The 15,789-nt window shown below is 60.8% G+C and carries 19 protein-coding genes; 9 read left to right on the top strand and 10 right to left on the bottom strand.

The genetic code is table 11. The annotated features are described in order from the left end of the window. Positions 1 to 6: 6 nt before the first annotated feature. On the top strand, positions 7 to 783 hold the full coding sequence (locus CGLUCO_RS00245; protein WP_232621929.1) for a hypothetical protein: 777 nt from the start codon (positions 7 to 9) through the stop codon (positions 781 to 783). A 104-nt stretch (positions 784 to 887) separates the two neighbouring features. Beyond that, entirely contained in the window at positions 888 to 1,706 is an 819-nt protein-coding gene (locus CGLUCO_RS00240; protein ID WP_084037217.1) for a ribonuclease HI, read from the top strand. Here the strand turns inward: CGLUCO_RS00240 and phoA are convergent, their stop codons facing one another. From phoA to CGLUCO_RS00200, 8 genes are all read right to left on the bottom strand, one after another. After that, positions 1,707 to 3,254 (bottom strand): alkaline phosphatase, encoded by a 1,548-nt coding sequence (gene phoA / locus CGLUCO_RS00235; RefSeq protein WP_084037219.1) that lies wholly within the window; start codon positions 3,252 to 3,254, stop codon positions 1,707 to 1,709. A 505-nt stretch (positions 3,255 to 3,759) separates the two neighbouring features. Continuing rightward, positions 3,760 to 3,885: a hypothetical protein gene (locus CGLUCO_RS00230; RefSeq protein WP_260322669.1), complete on the bottom strand. Its 126-nt coding sequence runs from the start codon at positions 3,883 to 3,885 to the stop codon at positions 3,760 to 3,762. A 330-nt stretch (positions 3,886 to 4,215) separates the two neighbouring features. Then, complete coding sequence (locus CGLUCO_RS00225) at positions 4,216 to 4,827, bottom strand: hypothetical protein (protein ID WP_232621930.1); 612 nt, start codon at positions 4,825 to 4,827, stop codon at positions 4,216 to 4,218. Positions 4,828 to 4,974: 147 nt separating this feature from the next. Continuing rightward, complete coding sequence (locus CGLUCO_RS00220) at positions 4,975 to 7,869, bottom strand: FAD-binding and (Fe-S)-binding domain-containing protein (protein ID WP_084037221.1); 2,895 nt, start codon at positions 7,867 to 7,869, stop codon at positions 4,975 to 4,977. A gap of 347 nt (positions 7,870 to 8,216) precedes the next feature. Continuing rightward, complete coding sequence (locus CGLUCO_RS00215) at positions 8,217 to 8,486, bottom strand: hypothetical protein (protein ID WP_005391479.1); 270 nt, start codon at positions 8,484 to 8,486, stop codon at positions 8,217 to 8,219. 36 nt (positions 8,487 to 8,522) lie between these two features. Continuing rightward, positions 8,523 to 9,227, bottom strand: coding sequence for a hypothetical protein (locus CGLUCO_RS00210; protein WP_084037223.1), 705 nt, complete (start codon positions 9,225 to 9,227; stop codon positions 8,523 to 8,525). Between the two features lie 34 nt (positions 9,228 to 9,261). Then, positions 9,262 to 9,450 carry a twin-arginine translocation signal domain-containing protein gene (locus CGLUCO_RS00205; protein ID WP_005391482.1) on the bottom strand — a complete coding sequence of 63 codons (189 nt, stop codon included), beginning with the start codon at positions 9,448 to 9,450 and terminating at the stop codon, positions 9,262 to 9,264. Between the two features lie 255 nt (positions 9,451 to 9,705). Further along, positions 9,706 to 10,614 carry a S1 family peptidase gene (locus CGLUCO_RS00200; RefSeq protein WP_070740804.1) on the bottom strand — a complete coding sequence of 303 codons (909 nt, stop codon included), beginning with the start codon at positions 10,612 to 10,614 and terminating at the stop codon, positions 9,706 to 9,708. Between the two features lie 664 nt (positions 10,615 to 11,278). Between CGLUCO_RS00200 and CGLUCO_RS00195 the strand changes: the two genes are divergently transcribed. After that, complete coding sequence (locus CGLUCO_RS00195) at positions 11,279 to 12,076, top strand: phytoene/squalene synthase family protein (protein ID WP_084037225.1); 798 nt, start codon at positions 11,279 to 11,281, stop codon at positions 12,074 to 12,076. Position 12,077: 1 nt separating this feature from the next. After that, positions 12,078 to 12,275, top strand: a complete 198-nt coding sequence (locus tag CGLUCO_RS00190) for a hypothetical protein (protein WP_143336986.1) — start codon at positions 12,078 to 12,080, stop codon at positions 12,273 to 12,275. Positions 12,276 to 12,317: 42 nt separating this feature from the next. Here CGLUCO_RS00190 and CGLUCO_RS00185 read toward each other — a convergent pair whose 3' ends face one another. Then, positions 12,318 to 12,881, bottom strand: coding sequence for a TetR/AcrR family transcriptional regulator (locus tag CGLUCO_RS00185; protein WP_084037227.1), 564 nt, complete (start codon positions 12,879 to 12,881; stop codon positions 12,318 to 12,320). Between the two features lie 56 nt (positions 12,882 to 12,937). Between CGLUCO_RS00185 and CGLUCO_RS00180 the strand changes: the two genes are divergently transcribed. The 4 genes from CGLUCO_RS00180 (at position 12,938) to CGLUCO_RS00165 (ending at position 14,243) form a co-directional block, all read left to right on the top strand. Continuing rightward, positions 12,938 to 13,183, top strand: a complete 246-nt coding sequence (locus CGLUCO_RS00180) for a YhgE/Pip domain-containing protein (protein ID WP_084037229.1) — start codon at positions 12,938 to 12,940, stop codon at positions 13,181 to 13,183. Further along, positions 13,141 to 13,671, top strand: coding sequence for a hypothetical protein (locus CGLUCO_RS00175; protein WP_143336988.1), 531 nt, complete (start codon positions 13,141 to 13,143; stop codon positions 13,669 to 13,671). Before CGLUCO_RS00180 ends, CGLUCO_RS00175 begins: the two co-directional genes overlap by 43 nt. A gap of 100 nt (positions 13,672 to 13,771) precedes the next feature. Further along, positions 13,772 to 14,107, top strand: coding sequence for an ABC-2 transporter permease (locus CGLUCO_RS00170; RefSeq protein WP_070740816.1), 336 nt, complete (start codon positions 13,772 to 13,774; stop codon positions 14,105 to 14,107). Further along, entirely contained in the window at positions 14,094 to 14,243 is a 150-nt protein-coding gene (locus CGLUCO_RS00165) for a hypothetical protein (protein WP_168167245.1), read from the top strand. Before CGLUCO_RS00170 ends, CGLUCO_RS00165 begins: the two co-directional genes overlap by 14 nt. A 323-nt stretch (positions 14,244 to 14,566) precedes the next feature. Here CGLUCO_RS00165 and CGLUCO_RS00160 read toward each other — a convergent pair whose 3' ends face one another. Further along, positions 14,567 to 14,848 carry a hypothetical protein gene (locus CGLUCO_RS00160; protein WP_084037233.1) on the bottom strand — a complete coding sequence of 94 codons (282 nt, stop codon included), beginning with the start codon at positions 14,846 to 14,848 and terminating at the stop codon, positions 14,567 to 14,569. A 97-nt stretch (positions 14,849 to 14,945) separates the two neighbouring features. Between CGLUCO_RS00160 and CGLUCO_RS00155 the strand changes: the two genes are divergently transcribed. Then, entirely contained in the window at positions 14,946 to 15,599 is a 654-nt protein-coding gene (locus CGLUCO_RS00155) for an HNH endonuclease family protein (protein WP_234985043.1), read from the top strand. Positions 15,600 to 15,789 lie beyond the last annotated feature (190 nt).

The following is a 15,789-nucleotide window of genomic DNA, read 5'->3' as shown; positions in this document are numbered from 1 at the left end:
CCCACCATGGCATCCTCCAAACAATCACCTGTCATCTACGCCCTCATCGGGGCTATCGTGGTGCTTGTCGGTGTCGTTTTGTTACTGGCGTACTTTTCGCTACGGGCGCCGGATGAGACGACCGCAATTACCAGTACGCGGACAAGCGAAAGCACGAGTGCCAGCGCGAGTCCGACAGAAGACAGGTGCGGAGTGCTCGCGCAGAATGCCGTAAGCGGGATGACAGAACCGCAACAACAATACTGCGACGGCGAATGGCTGTGGGCCGGGCAGGAACAATCAGACCACCTCAACCTCTACCACTGGACCGACCGATGGGAATACTTCAAACCCGACGGAACAGACAACTACGCCGGCTACGACTGCTACGACGAGGATCGGCTTGAGGCTGCGGGTGCGCCGACGGCGCTGGTGAGCAAGCTGAACATCTGCACCAGCGATGCGCCAGCGACATCGCAGGCGAAGGCTGCGGAGGACGAATTCGCGTGGGCGGGACCGCCACTACAGTGCGACGGGCGATACATCCTCATCGTGGAATCCGTGCTCGTCGCGCCAGGCGACAACCCCTACGACCCGACGTGGGAGGCGCTGAAAAAATGGCCGGGGGCGCACGTGTCGTACGCCGTGTGCTCGTCGCTACGCGGAACATACGACGGCAAAGATGTGTACGCCGTGTACTACGACGCGGGGCACAGTGTGTCCGAGGTGTGCGCGCTGAAGGCGAAGTACGGCGGCAACGCGCGGTCTCTGAACAACGCGGGAGACTTCTCAGACCCCTGCTAAACAGGGCTTTTGTAAATCGAGCAGCCTCGGGAACCCACTTTCTAGCGTTAGTTTCAGGTGCAGAAAACCCGTTCTGCGCCTGACGCTAGAAAGGCTATTTCATCATGTTTATTCCTGTCGCTATCGATTACGAGAAGGCACACCGCGCGGACAAGGGCGTTGTGACACTATCGGGAGGTGGGGCAACAAACGTTCAGGTCTGCTCCGCTAACTCGGTAAAACGCGTGGCCGCTGAAATGTTTATTCAGTTCGTCATCAACCACACCGCGCATACGTTAGGGCTGTACACGTCCGCATCCGCAATCAAGCAGCTGATCGCCGGGAACCCCTCGTTGTTTGCAAACGTACACATGTATAGCGTGGTCCAGACCGCGGTAAAAAACGACTACGAGGCGGCGCGGGCACTCAGGAAAAAAACCGTCGAAAAGCTACAACCCACCGAGGAGAGGCCTCGCCAGAGAAGAGACATCGTGGTAGCAACCGATGCCTCCCTGGCGCGAGGCGACACACGGGCGGCAATCGCCATGATTTCGACGTACGGGAAGGTGCAGACACGTATTCGGAGAGTAGCGGGGATCAACGAAGCAGAGCTCCACGCCGTACAGCTCGCCGTCGCAGAATACGGAAAGCGCGCCGTCAACCTGCACATCCTCACCGACTCGCGATACGCGTTCACAACGTTTGAATGCCCTCCCACCACTGCAAAGGTTCACCTGCACTGGGTTCGCGGGCACAACGGCAACGTCCTCAACGAGATAGCCGACCGGGCAGCTCGGTTTACGCGTCGAAACGACGCGTGGAAACTGCCTGAGATGCAAGAACAGATGGAAGATAGACTGCGGGACGAAATTCGCGAGATCATGAAAGGAAAAACGCCCGCGGAGTTTATCCCTACTGCGGGCGAAGATACGTGCGCTGCCTAACTACTCGAGACCGAGAGCCTCAGCAATGGTGAAGTGGAGATCCGTCTGGTCGGTGAGGCCGGCGACGTTGGCGGCACCCGGACCGAAGGCGGCGATGCGGAGCTGGGCGCCCGTGTGGCCCTGGGACTCAACATCGACGTTCTCGCTGGTAGCGTAACCAACCGTCATGGTCGCGCCGTCCTTCGTGGTGAGGTTGCGGGACAGACCCGGGTAGACGATGTCGCGGGCCTCCTCGACGGAAATCTCGTTCTTCTTAGCGAGCTTGTCGATATCCTCCTGGCTTACATTGCCGATCACCTGGGAGGTGTGGGAGTGATCCGCGGTGACGATGACGAGGGTGTTGCCGTCGGCCTTGGCGAAGTCGAGGGCCTTCTGGACGGCCTCGTCAAGATCGACGGTCTCGCCGATCTGACCGCAGGGGTTCGCGTTGTGGTCCTGCTTATCAATCGAGGCGCCTTCGACCTGGAGGAAGAAACCGTCCTCGTCGCCCTTGAGAACGTCGATGGCCTTCTCCGTCATAGCGGCGAGCGTCGGGATGCCCGCGGTGCGCTTCGGGTTATCGGTGCAGGTAGCGGACTCCTGAAGGTAACCGTACTTCTCGGCCTTCGGGCCCTCCCAACGGACCGGCATGTTGCCCTCGGAGAAGAGGCCGAGAACCGGCTTGTCCTGGTTAGCCTCGGTGATCTTGTCGAGCTCGGCGGCGGTCGTGGGAAGCTGGTACCCGCCCTCCTTGGCGAGGTCGAGAACCGTCTTGCCCTCGGGGGTCTTCTGATTGAAGGCCTTGGAGCCGCCGCCGAGGGTGATATCAGCACGGGTATCGACAATCTGCTCGGAGATGGAGCCCTTGCCGCCCTTGGCCTTCAGGTCATCGCCGCACTTCTCGGCATCCTCCGGGCCGTAGCACTTGCGGGCTGCGACGTGGGCGGTCTGGACGGCGGGGGTCGCGTCCTCGATCTCGGCGGTAGAGACGTTGCCCGTCTTCATGCCCTTCTTCTTCGCCTTTTCCAGGAGCGTCTCGTGGGCTTGGCCCTTGATGTCCACGGAGATTGCGCCGTTGTAGGATTTCACGCCCGCCGCCCAGGCGGTGCCGGAAGCGGCGGAGTCGGTGACGTAGTTCGGCTTGCCGTCCTTATCCAGGGAGTAGTGCGTGTACTGGCCGGTCACGGGGAGGGCGTCGATGCCCTTGAAGAAACCGCCGGCGCCCTCGGCGTAGTTGCGGGCGACGGTGATCTCGGAATCACCCATGCCGTCGCCGATAAGGAGGATGACGTTCTTCGCGCCGGACTGGGAAATCGCGTCCCGCATGAAATCGGTCTGGTCGCCGGTGAGGCGGCGAGCGCCACCGTAGGTGGCGAGGTCGCCCTTGGCTTCGCGGTTCGCGATGTCCGAGTCGAGGTCCACGGACTTGGCGGTGTTGGAAGCGGACACGCTCGAGGTGGCGTTATCGCTGCTGCTGGTGCTGTTCGTGGTGCTATCGGGGCTCGTGCAGCCGACGGCGAGGACGGCAGCGGCGCCGAGGCCCAGACCGAGCTTGAACATGCGATTCATGGGTTGCTCCTTAGTACTAAGCAGATTTCTCTTACTTAGCGCAGGCTATGCTCCCAGAGTTTCTTAAACGTTTCAGATACGTGAATTACAGATGAAAGATTGGTTACCTTTTGTGGGGGCGAGAAGTTGCTAGTTTTGTTTGCGCGGCTACGGGGGCGGTGGGATCGGTGTAGCGGCATTTTAACGGGCACGCGTGGTTAGAAGAAAGGACACACGCCATGAACCGCAGCACTCACCCTCGATCTCGTCACGCCGGTCGCCAACGCCACATCCGCCGAGATCAACGGCGATATGTGTACGATCATGACGAGTGAAAGGGCACAATACTCGGCCCAGGGCTCAGGCGGCGCGGATATTGACGGACATTCCTGCGGCCCTCGACAACTTCGAGAAGACGATTTATAAGGCCAAGCAGAATCTCCCGGGCGGTATACGGGTATGCCCGGTTGACATCCAAGCAATACGCGTACCCGCTTAGCCAGGCCGCTGGAAAAGCATAATCCCTTTAGGGAAGGGGCTCAACGACGCCGAAATGGGTCTCACCGTAGCGGGCGTTGTCATCGTCGCACTCCCCCAGATCAAGCCACTGCTGCCATAGCTGGCGGTTAGCTAACGACTTGGCCGTGCGCAATTTAGAATCTGCTCTTGAATCCGTACATGCGACTTCCACATTTCACGTCTCGGTGGCCTATGTCCGACCCTCATTTGTTCCCCACTAGCCTCAAACTAATGGGGAATAAACACGTTTAACGGGGCTGGTCAGGTTCACCTGGACTGGTTCGCCACGCTCGGTAAAGGGCATACGCGCCGCCAGCAAAGGCAGCGATCACACCAAGAGCAACGGTCCAATTAAACATCTGCAATGCTAAGGCGGTCACAACGAGAGCCAGACCAAGGAACAAGGCCAATACTCCTAAACTTACAGCCGCCATTCTGCGAAATTCACTCACTAGGTCGCTCCTTACTCCGTGCATTCTTGGGCAGTTTTTGCAACCGTCGCAGGAACACCAGTCGCAATACTAGTAGCAACGAGCGGGCCAACCGGACCATCAAGCGGGGACGAAATTAGAGCTGCTGCACCACCTGCGACTTCGGCGACCGTGGCGAGAGCACCTAGAGCACACCCTCCGGCACTACGAGTCTCCAGCGCTGCAATTCGAACAGCTTCCGCTTTCACAGGCTTTTCGAACGTTGCCTCTACAAAATTGGTGCCAACCGTGTAGGTAACCGGCACAAAATGTCCGTCTTTCAGAGGTACAGCAGGCAAAAAGGACTGCAGCACGTTTCCTGCATCGTCAATTACCTCGATGCCTCCGCTCTGGGTCTCTCGCGGAGTCGCTCCTTCAAAGTCAGCACGAAATCCCTGCTCCGTATAATTAGAAATTTCGGTAACAGCGACACCTTGATTCTCTAGCGAGACTGCTTCGTCACGATCCAAGATCCAGAGGTTATTGGTGGAATCTGCATCAGAAACGTACTGCTGCGGCACCGGAGCGGGAGACGCGGATGCCGGAACGATGGGTGCAACAATACAGGTGGCGAGGAGGAAACCTGCACAGAACTTTTTTCTCACAGAAAATACCTTTCCGTTTTAGGGGTTTAGGAGATGCAGAGACTTTAAGGCACCTCCGCTTGCAGCGCCCGACCGTAACATACCCTCGCCCACCAAGCAATTCACCTGTCCTTTTTCTGTTAGTTTCTAAAAGCTATATGTGCGTAACTAGCGGGTGGCTTTTTCCAGCAGGTAGATGATGTGTTGGTAGTCCTTTCCGGAGTGTTGGTTGAGGCCCATCTCGCAGGTGCGGTTGGCGGAGGCGTAGGCGTCGGCAGGGCCGTGTTCGGATTCGAAGGAGGCGATGCCGGCGCGCTCGTCAAGGGTGGCGGCCTCGGTTAGTTCGGGGTGGAGGAGGCCGCGGTCGCCGGCGGTGCCACAGCAGTGGGCGCCGAGGGGGACCTCCACGTGGGAGGCGATGGATTGGGCGACGTCGGCAAACTCCTCAACAATGCCAAGGTGCTGCATGGAGCAGGTCGGGTGGATGACGAGGTTGTCGAGTTTGTGGGAGACCGTGAGGTGCGGCAGGAGGGAGTGGGCCCACTCGACGGCGTCTAGGATTTTGACGCCCGGGATGTTTTCGACGATGCCGTGCGTGCAGGAGGCGGCGTCGCAGACGAGCGGGAGGCGGCCGTTGTCGGTCCACTCAAGGATGGCTTTTTGGAGCTTGGTGGCCATGTACTCCTGCGCGGCCTTGAAGCCCTTCGAGGTGAACGGGGTGCCGCAGCAGAGGCCGTCGACCTCGGGGATCCAGAGGGGCTGGCCCGCGCGGTTCGAGATGTTCACGAGCGTATGGGCGATGGAACCGTGGTCGTCGCCAAACATGCGGTTGATGCAGGCCGGGAAGTACACCGCTTTCGCAGTCTCGCGGGCGGTATGCGGCGGGTCCCAGGTGGCGGCGGGCGGGAGGCCCTCGCGGGCGGTGTACATGAGATCCGGGTCGATGACCTGGCGGACGGCGTCCGTGAGGAGGCCCAGGGTGCGGGTCCCCAGGCCGTCGCCAAGCACCTTGGTGACAGCGTCGGTGGCGGTGAGGCCGGCGCGACCGGCGACCTCGACCTTGTCCCAGTGCTGGGCGAGCGTGAGCGCGACTTTTTCCGTGGCGCGGGTCTGCTCCATCTGGCGGAAGAGTTTCACCATCTTGCCCGTATCGATGGAGATCGGGCAGGCGACGTAGCAGGACGAATCGACGGCGCACGTGTCGATGCCGTCGTAGGCGTTTTGCTCGAGGAGGTTAGTGAGCAGCGGCGAATCCTCCGGCTGGCGCGCCATCTCGCGGCGGATGACGATGCGCTGGCGCGGCGTGGTGGTGAGGTGGCGCGACGGGCACACCGACTCGCAGAAACCGCACTCCACGCAGGGGTTTGCCACGTCCTCGATCTTCGGGTGCGACTTGAAGTTTTTAATGTGGAGCTTCTGGTCGCGGGTGAGCTTGATGTCCGGGGCGAGGATGCCGTGCGGATCCAGGAGCTCCTTGATCTCCCACATGATGGCGAAGGCCTTTTCACCCCATTCGCGCTGGACGAAAGGGGCCATGTTGACGCCGGTGCCGTGCTCGGCTTTGAGCGAACCCTCGTACTTGTCGAGGGTCATCTCGGCGAACTCCTGGAGGAAGGCGTCGTAGCGGTCGACCTCCTCGGGGATTTCGAAGTTGGGTGTCATGCAGAAGTGCAGGTTGCCGAATGTGGCGTGGCCCATGACGAGGAGGGGGTAGTTGTACTTGTCGAGAAGGTCGAGAAGGTCCTTCGTGGCCTCGCCGATGCGCTCCGGCGGGTAGCACACGTCCTCGGTGATAAGGGAACAGCCCTGGTCGCGCTTCGCTCCGGCGAGCGGGACGAGGCCGGCGCGGATCTCCCACGCGTTTTTGATGTCGGTGGGCTCGCGCATGAAGTCCAGGGGCTGGAGGAGGTCGGCGTCCTGGAGGGCATCGCGGGCGGCTTGCATCTTGGCTTGGAGTGATTCTTCGTCGTCGGCGGCGACCTCGAGGAGGAGAGCGGCCATCTCCTCGGGAAGGTTCAGCCAGTCCTCATGGGCGCCCGGGAAGCTGCCGACAGCCTCGCGCATGGCGGGGCTGGCCAGCAGTTCGACGGATTCGGCGCCTGCCTTGACGAGGCGATCGACGTAGTTGGCGGCGAGGTCCATCTTGGGCATCATCACCCAGGTGACGGCGGCCATCTTGGGATGGGCGACGGTTGCAATCTCGGCCTCGGCGATGAAGCCGAGAATGCCCTCGGCGCCGATCATAAGGTGCATGAGGATATCGACAGGCGTGTCGAAGTCGAGGAACGCGTCCAGGCGGAGGGCGTTGGTGTTGCGGATGGTGAACTTGCGGCGGATCTTGGCTTTTAGTTCTGCGTCGTTTTCGATTGTGGATTTCAGCGCAAGCAGGCCGTTGTAGATCTCCGGCTCCTGGTCACGGAGGCGCTCGTTGGCGTTCGGGTCACGCGTATCGACGACCGTGCCCGACGGGAGGATGATGCGCATCTGGCGGATGGAATGGTAAGAATCCATGTCCACGCGGCACCGCATGCCGCCCGAATTGTTGGAAAGAATGCCGCCGATGGTGGCGATGGAGGAGCTCGCCGGGTCCGGGCCGATCTTGCGACCCTTGCGGTTTAAGACGGCAAGGACGTTGATGAGGGTTTCGCCGGGTTTAACGGTGATCGTGTCGGGGTTGACCACCAGACCCCGGAAGTTTGAGCGAACATCAACCAGGATGTCGTCGGAAAGCGACTGACCGTTGAGGGAACTACCGCCAGCTCTGAAGGTGAGATGGTGGCCCGACTCGCGGCAGAAACGGTGCAGTTTGATGACATCCGATTCCGTGCGGGGACTGACCACGACCTGCGGAAAGAGGCGGTAGTGGGAGGCATCCGAGGCGTAGCGGACGAGGTCGATCGTGCGGGAACGGACCTGGTCCTTGCCGAGGAGCTGTTCGAGTGTTTCGCGGAGTTCCGTGGGCGTGCCGTCGGCGAACTCCAGCGGGAACGGGTCCGGGGAGGGGTGCGTTTTGCCTGCGGGCTGGCCGAGGCGGGTGGGGTCTTTGCCAAGGAGTTTCGTCATACGTCTAAGCGTAGCGCGGATGCCGAATCGGAGTGGTGAGTCGAATGCGCAGGCCACGGCGGGAAATTAGGGTCGCCTGCGTGGTGATTTTCACACCCGCAGCGGACGCCTTGTGAACGGCGATATTCCTTTGCAGCTGCTCTTTCCACCAGGAAGATGGGAATCTTCCCGTGTGCTGCAAACGACTGCAACAAAACTTTCCGCAGCTCACGCCGCAAAACCTGGCCGAGGGCAGCTGAAAACGAGGTACTACTGCAACAAAACTATGTCGGCAACGGCCGGCTGGAGTGACAGACCGCGTGAAGAGGCTGCCCTTCTGCCGGGCACTCTTTGTTTACAAGGCGTACTCAACGATGCCCGGATTGCAGGGTGTTGGCGGCGACCAGGACGACGGCGAAGATGGCGGCGAAGAGGCCGACGAGGATCCAGCCGTTGTTGATGCCGGCGGAGAGCACTGAGCCGGAGTAGGAGACGAAGATGGAGTCGAAAAGGGCCGTGGCAAAGAAAGTGGTTGCGGGGTGGGAAAAGGCCACGTAGAGGATGGTGAAGGCCACGAGGGCGGCGGTGATGGCGAAGGCGATGGCCAGGCTGGGGAGGATAAACCACGTGCGTTTCATGATTGCCTTTCGATCGATGGAAATACGCTGAATAGTTTAACGCGTCGATAACGAACGGGCATTAATTACCCCGCAGGCGACGGCGAACGATACAAGGAATAGCGCAAGGAGGAGCCAACCGAGCGTCGAAAAGCGAAAAAGAGAGGAACACAAGGCGACCGCAACCAGCACGCTGATCGGATTATCGCGCTGAGTAGGGATAACGATGCCCAGCGTGACAAACAACGGCACCGAGACGAGGCAGGCAAGCGCGCTGAAGAGGGCGGGCAGCGCGGCGCCACCGAGAAGAACATCGACGACGCAGGCAAACAGCGCGCACGGAACGACGAGGGCACCCACCGAAGCAACGAGCACCGCGTACGCCGTGCCGGGACGAAGCCGAAGCATCGGCAGACGACGGATCGACGACGTGGAAGAAAACGCGTACAACCCCAGGAACGCCAACGGCTCAACCGCCACCACAGGTGGCAACAAACCCGAAATAGACAGGTAGATGAACAAAGCGACGGAGACGAGGAGGGAAATCCACGTCTCCTGAGAACGAAGAATCGCAAGGAAATGCGACGCAAAGACGGCGCGGCGACGACGCGAAAAAACCACACGCGGATCGACGCGGAGAAGAACGAACTTCGCGCCACCGCGGAACGTACCGCCACTCGTCACGACGGCGAGGAAACCGAGGACCGCGACCGCGCACAGGGCGAGGAGATGAGCCGCGGCATCGCCGTAGTGCTCCGCCACCCAGGAAACCGCATCCGTCGGGACGAAAACCCGTTCACCATGGGACGGGGGAGCGGGAACCGCAGTTGACGGTGCAGGCTGACCAGACGATTTTTTCCTGCGTCGACGGAGTCGACTCTTTGGCGCCGCCGTGGGCGGGCAGGGGGTTGAATACGAGGGCGGCGGAGCCTGCCGCCGCCGACCAGCCGAGGAAGCTGCGTCGGGAAAGTTCTGGGGCTGTCATTCCTGGCCCTTTCTGTCATTCGTCATACGTATCTGATTGTATCCGGGCATGAAGTGAATTGCGATTTGCGCCACTTTGTTGTGGTTAGGGTTGGATACGTCACAGCGAGAAAGCGGGTTTCGACGCCCTGGTCCTGGCATCGAAACCCGTTTTCTCTTTTTCCCACTCCCCCTTTACCGCACCGGCGAAAGGCAAGTACTGGCGCGACCCAAGGAAACCGGGAAGATCACCCTTCGTACGAAGGTGGCTTATTAATTAGGAGGACAGCTGCGAGCTGAGGTTGTAGAGGGCGCCGCCCTCTTCCGTGGCCTCGTACAGCGCCTGCGTGGTTCCGTGAATGGTCTCCAGGGCCTGGAGGGCCTGGACGGAGGCGGGGACCTCAACCGGCGGGGCGATCGTGCCGTATTGCATTGCGTCCCACTCGGTGGTCTTCTCGCCGGACACGGCCGGGGTGGCGATGCCCGTCACCTGGGAGATCCAGGCGTAGTGATCCTGCACGGGGATCCACCAGCCGAGGGCGCCGTCGAGGCGGGAGCCCTCCTTGGCTTCGTTGGCAAGGGAGGCAACCCCGGCGAGCTTGCCGTCGACAAACAGGGGGCCACCGGAGTCGCCCTTGCCGAGATGGCCGTTGTAGACGTACCCCTCATAGAAGGTGTCGCCCGCGTCGAGGGAGCCGGGGACGTTGGTGACGCGGCGCTGGACCTCGACATCGGCCTGCTGGATGACCTTCTTACCGTTTTCCATGACCGAACCCCAACCCATGGAGTAACCGGCCTTGCCCTCGGCGGTGTAGGAGGTGGCGAGATCCGCAACCGGGGACTGCAGGCGCTTGTTTGCCTTCACCAGCATGAGATCGGAGGAGGGGTGCTTGACGACCTTGGCGACGCGGGCCTTCTCGCCTTCAGCAGGAGCGCCGACGGAAATGAAGGAGTAATCGCCAACGCCCTGGCAGTGCTTCGCGGTGAGGATCCACTCGCTGGAGATGAGCGTACCGGTGCAGCTCCTGTTGCCCACCTGGACACGGGCCGTGGAATCGGCGACGGTGCCCATCCGGGCATCGGTGCCCTGGGTGATGGCGGAGGCGGTTGTCGGGGCGACAACTGCGGCGGCTGCGATGGCGATAGCAGCAACGCTGTTCCAAAGTTTTCGAACTACGGTGCTCATTTCAATCAGTGCCTTTCAGTTTCTGCAGGTTTTCCCTCAGGACCAGTGAGGATCTTTCCTTCCCTGCACCTTTAACTGTATTTGCCCAGGTCAGAGCTGTAAAAGGAGCTGGTAGACAGGCACTTTTAAGGGAACTTTCAGGCAGATTTCCAACCTAAACCCGCAGGTTAGAGGGGGTTTCTCAAAATTTGTCAGTTTTGTTCATCATTCTTAAGAAAAGGGTGAAAATAGGGCTCGGATTCAGCTAGATTTGAACATGTTTTTGAGCGGAAAAGAGGGCAAAAAACGGGCAAGAATGACGCTAAGAAAAAGCCTTATAATGTGATGGTTGACACATTTACCCTGCGAAGGTGACGGGCGCAAACCTAAGGAAACACACAAATGAGAAGTATCTTAAATTGTGTTTTTGCTGGTCGGGAGGGTTTGGGGGCGTTTAATTAAGGAATCCTCATTAAGTTTCCGCACCGAAAGGAAAACGTGGATACATACGTGTATCTAAGACTTTCTGGAGGCTAATTTTAACGTGGAAACCGCAGGTCAGGGGCGGTGTAGCGCGGAAAATTTAGGTTCCCCGCAGAAGTTTTGCACACCAACTAAGAATCCTTAGTGTCCTCATGCTTAAGATAAATAAGAACAGGAAGGAGCGGCCGTTATCTACACCACCATGGCACACCGCGCAGCACGCCAGGTCATCGCCACATACTCGACCTCATTCGGCATCGCCAGCGCCCTCCTCCCCCGCGCCATGCGACGCGACATCGCACACCTGTATGCCGTGGTCCGCATTGCCGACGAAATTGTCGACGGGGCGGCCCCCGCGGAAACCGCATCCGCGCAGCTAGAGGCATACGAAGAGGCGGTGTGCGCGGCACCCGCACGGCCCTTCCACACCGACCCCATCCTCCACGCCTACGCCGCAACCGCGAGACACTGCGGATTTGCTGAGGAACACCTGCGCGCCTTTTTCGCCTCCATGCGGGCGGATCTCACGCCCCGGGAATACACGCCGGAAGAACTCACACAATATATATACGGCTCCGCGGAAGTCATCGGGCTCTTATGTTTAGACGTGTTTCTCGCCGACGCGCCCTACGCCGGCGACCGGGCATACCTGGAAAACGGGGCGCGGCACCTGGGGGCCGCGTTTCAAAAGGTCAACTTCCTCCGCGACCTGCACGAGGATACCGTAGGACTCGGGCGGGCGTACTACCCCAGGGACCTGACGAGCGTCGACAAGCAAAAAATTGTGGAATCCATCAGGGCCGACCTGGCGGAGGCGACACCGACCATTGAGGAGCTGCCGCGGGGCGCGCGGGTGGGCGTGCGGGCGGCGGCCGGGATTTATGGGCGGCTGACGGAGCAACTCGACGCGATGACGACCCAGGAGCTGCATGCCCGGCGCGCACACGTTCCTGCCTGGGAAAAGGCGGCGATCGCGGCGCGGGCGGTGGCGCGGGGGTAAGGTGGGAAATGCCCCTATAATCCTCGAAAGGAATCGCTATGACCTTGTACTGGCTCTCCATCGTCGCGGGCTGCGGCGTGATGTTCGCCCTCGGATACGTGCACGAAAGGTCCCACGCATGATCGCAGCAATAATCGGCGTCGCCCTCATCATCGGCAGCTACTTCCTCGGGCGCTGGAGCTACCGCGCAACGAGGTAACCAACCGGAAACACACCGCTCCCCCTTCGTGGGGAGCTTTTTTCAGCGCTGATTCCTCCAACAGAAGAGGAGACGGCCGACAAGGCGGTCACGGACATCCGGATCCATAAGGGAGAGGGTGGGGTTCTGGGGCCGAGTGACGACGAAGAGCTCGGCGGCGAGCTGGTCGGCCGTGAGGTGCGGAGGGACGAGGCCGACGCGGGCGGCACGGGTGAGGAAGGCGTCGACTTTTGTGAGGAGCTCGGCGCGCCTTTTTATGACCACATCGGGGACGGCGTCGGGATCCTCGGGGACAAGGACGGCAACGAGGGTGCCGATGCCGTTATGGACAAGCGCCCAGACGAAGTGGTCGAAAGTTGTTTCGGGGTCGGTGTCGAATTGGGCGTTGAGGCGGTCGATGGCGTGGTCGAGCTGGCTGAGAAGGTCGAGGCCGCACGCGATGTTGAGGTGGGTGCGGGTGGGGAAATTGCGGTAGAGGGTGGCGATGCCGACGCCCGCGCGCTTGGCGATGAGGGTGAGGGTGATGTCTTTGGAGGGGACGGTGCGGAACACCTCACAGGCTGCGTCGATAATCGCCTGCCGGCGTTGCACGGCATCCGCCCTCATTGTTCCTCCTACTTGACAGACTTCCTGGACGGGCAGAATTATAGAACACCGATGAAGTGATAGCTAGACCTCCGGTGTGGTCGTACTACGACCCTCTGGGGAATCTGGATAAGGTTCCCGTCGCTCTGGTCAACAGCGATTCTGGTGAGGTGGGCTCGACGGTTACGGAGAAGCTTGTCGACGCTGACGTGATGAACTTTCACGTGGTGAGCGCCTCCGAGGCGCGCTCGGGGATTGCCGACGGGACGTACTACCTGGGGTGGAAATACCCGCAGGGTTTACGGATACCGTCACCGGCCTGAAAGACCAGACGACGACGGTGATGACGCCGACAATTGGGGATTCCGTGTCCGAGCAGATCATGAACAAGATCTTTGTTGGGTTTTCCGACGGCGCGGAAAAGGCGCGCGGCGGGCCAGGGACCGCGATTGAGGGCGCGACGAAACTGCAGGGTGGCCTTGCCGACCTGCAGGGGGCGACCGTGCAGATGGGTGACGGAGCAGGAAGGCTGGCGGGAGGCGTCGACAAGCTAACGGGACCGGTGACAGGAGCCTTAGACCAGCTCCCCGAGGCGCACGCGATCGCCGACCAGCTGAAGAACACGCCGGTGGGGCAGGTTGTGGTGCCGCAGGACGGGCCCGGGACACTGGTGGCGGGGACGGCGACGCTGCGCGATGGAACGCAACGGCTCGTGGCGGGGTCGCGACAGCTTGCCGACAGGGCGGTGCAGCTGGATGAGGGGGCCGGGACGCTCTCGCCACGGGTTGCGCGACCGGGGGCGACACGCTGACGACGTTTGGCATAGGGCTGTCGCCGTTTTTCCTGTCGCTATCGCTGTGGCTCGGCGCGCTCATTCTGCACATGGTGTTTGCGCCTTTGAACAGGGGGCCGTGGACTCGGGGGCCTCTCCCCTGCGGGCGGCGCTGACGGTTGTGGTGCCGGGCCTGATCATGAGCCTCATCCAGGCGACGTGCCTGTGGCTCGCGCTGGGCGTGCCGGTGACATCTTTCTGCGGGTTTTACGGGGCGCTGGTGGGGATCGGGTTCGCGTTTAACATGCTGGTTTTGGCGATCTACACGTTCTTCGGGGCGACGGTGGGCAGGCTCATCGCGATGGCGCTGATGACGCCGAAGCTGGTCTCGTCGAATGGTCTGTACCCGACCGGCGTTTATTCAGTGGGTGCACGGGTGGGACCCGATGCGGCACGTGATGGTGGGGTCGTTTGATGGCGATCTGCGGCCGGGCGTGGCGGCTGTTGTTTTGGCGTGCTGCTTTGTCGGCGGGCTCGTTGTGGTGGTGCTGTCGAACTGGCGGGAGCGGGTCATGATGCGGAAGGACCTGCACCCGGAGCTGGCGCTGTAGTTTTATATGTACACTTCAATATGCCGAAAAAACGTCGAAATTTGTACATATCGGCCTTGGCGAGTTCACCGCGACCTGCGGATTGTTACATACGCGGGTGCCTCTCGTTAGAATACGGGTCCCCTATTCTGTTGGCGTTTAGATTTTAGTTTTTGCAGCAGATTTCACGGAAACCATGGTTTTTTAAGGGTTGAGGGCGAATCTGCTGCAAAAAGTGAAGGTGTCGGCGCTTGGCGCTTCCTGAACCCATCTCTATTGGCTCCACAGACGGGACCGAAGGCAATCTTTCGCGCTTGTCGTTGAGGGGATGCCACTGCTGGAGGTCAGGCCGCCTCACGGGCGGCGAGGACGAGGCCAATGAAGGCGACGATTTGGCCGGGACCGAAGGCGAGGGGGAGGAAGAGGAGCTCCCAGCCCGAAGAAGCGTCGACAAGCATGACCGCGTGGATGAGGAGACCGATCAGACAGATGAAATGGCCGGCGGCCATGAACCGGGAGGCGAGGGTGGTGAGCCTGCGGGTGGCCAGGCAGTACACGGTGCCGAGGCCGGCGCCGAGGGGAACCGTCGTGTTGACGATGGAGAGGATGCCGAAACCGAGCGTCATGAAGATAGCCGGGAGGGAGACGATGAACGTGGCGACCGTCAGGCCGTGGAAAAACTTCCCAATTCTCGATGATAGTGTCTTTTATATGTGGCGAGGCGTGTTTGTTGTACTGATCGTCATCGCGTGTGTTGTCACTGGTGGGGTGTGGTGGCAGAGGGGGGCCGTTCCGCCGGCGCTGGAGCAGCTTGCCACGCTGGAGGTAAAAGGGAAGGCACCGACGAAGGACTCCAGCGGTGGGATGTATGCGTACTCGCGGGAGGCGTTCGGCCAGAAGTGGTCCGACGATGTCACTGTGGAGGGCGGACACAACGGGTGTGACACCCGCAATGACGTTTTGAGGACACAGCTTGAGGACGTCGTCGTAAAGCCAGGGACGCGGGGGTGTGTTGTGCTGAGCGGGACATTGCACGATCCGTACAGCGGGGACGTGATTGCGTTTCAGCGTGGGGCGAAGACGTCCGGGCAGGTGCAGATTGACCATGTGGTGGCGCTGGCGAACGCGTGGCAGACGGGGGCGTTTGCGTGGTCGGACGAGAAGCGGCGGAACTTTGCCAACGACCCGCGGAATTTGCTCGCAGTGAAGGGTTCTTTGAATGAGCAGAAGAAGGCGGCGGATGCGGCGGCGTGGCTGCCGCCTGCGGGGCGGTGCGAGTATGCGGCGCGGCAGGTGGCGGTGAAGGCGGCGTATGGGCTGTGGGTGACGGAGGCGGAGAAGGAGGCGCTCAGGCGGGTGCTCGCCGGGTGCGGATGAGGCCGCGTCACCATTGCCTCCGCGGATCCTCCCTCACAATTTTCCGCACCTGACTCCCCTTCATCACCCATTCCGGATAGCTTGCATCGATCGCGCTCAAAACGGAGAGCATGTCATGCAGGCGACTTCTCACGTTGGTCTTCAGAAGATTTTCCTGATGAGCAACACGGTTACGGAGACGAGTTAAGCG

Origin of the sequence: Corynebacterium glucuronolyticum DSM 44120, from assembly GCF_030440595.1 — a bacterium.
In the GTDB taxonomy this organism is placed as follows: Bacteria; Actinomycetota; Actinomycetes; order Mycobacteriales; family Mycobacteriaceae; genus Corynebacterium; species Corynebacterium glucuronolyticum.
The sequence above is the reverse complement of the archived record's forward strand: the minus strand, read 5'-3'. Positions and strand labels throughout refer to the sequence as shown.

Coding starts and splice junctions, on each gene's coding strand:
- CGLUCO_RS00185 (WP_084037227.1), bottom strand. CDS start 12,881: ATGAGGGCGGATGCCGTGCAACGCCGGCAGGCGATTATCGACGCAGCC.
- phoA (WP_084037219.1), bottom strand. CDS start 3,254: ATGAATCGCATGTTCAAGCTCGGTCTGGGCCTCGGCGCCGCTGCCGTC.
- CGLUCO_RS00220 (WP_084037221.1), bottom strand. CDS start 7,869: ATGACGAAACTCCTTGGCAAAGACCCCACCCGCCTCGGCCAGCCCGCA.
- CGLUCO_RS00200 (WP_070740804.1), bottom strand. CDS start 10,614: ATGAGCACCGTAGTTCGAAAACTTTGGAACAGCGTTGCTGCTATCGCC.
- CGLUCO_RS00205 (WP_005391482.1), bottom strand. CDS start 9,450: ATGACAGCCCCAGAACTTTCCCGACGCAGCTTCCTCGGCTGGTCGGCG.
- CGLUCO_RS00160 (WP_084037233.1), bottom strand. CDS start 14,848: ATGACGCTCGGTTTCGGCATCCTCTCCATCGTCAACACGACGGTTCCC.
- CGLUCO_RS00240 (WP_084037217.1), top strand. CDS start 888: ATGTTTATTCCTGTCGCTATCGATTACGAGAAGGCACACCGCGCGGAC.
- CGLUCO_RS00245 (WP_232621929.1), top strand. CDS start 7: ATGGCATCCTCCAAACAATCACCTGTCATCTACGCCCTCATCGGGGCT.
- CGLUCO_RS00215 (WP_005391479.1), bottom strand. CDS start 8,486: ATGAAACGCACGTGGTTTATCCTCCCCAGCCTGGCCATCGCCTTCGCC.
- CGLUCO_RS00195 (WP_084037225.1), top strand. CDS start 11,279: ATGGCACACCGCGCAGCACGCCAGGTCATCGCCACATACTCGACCTCA.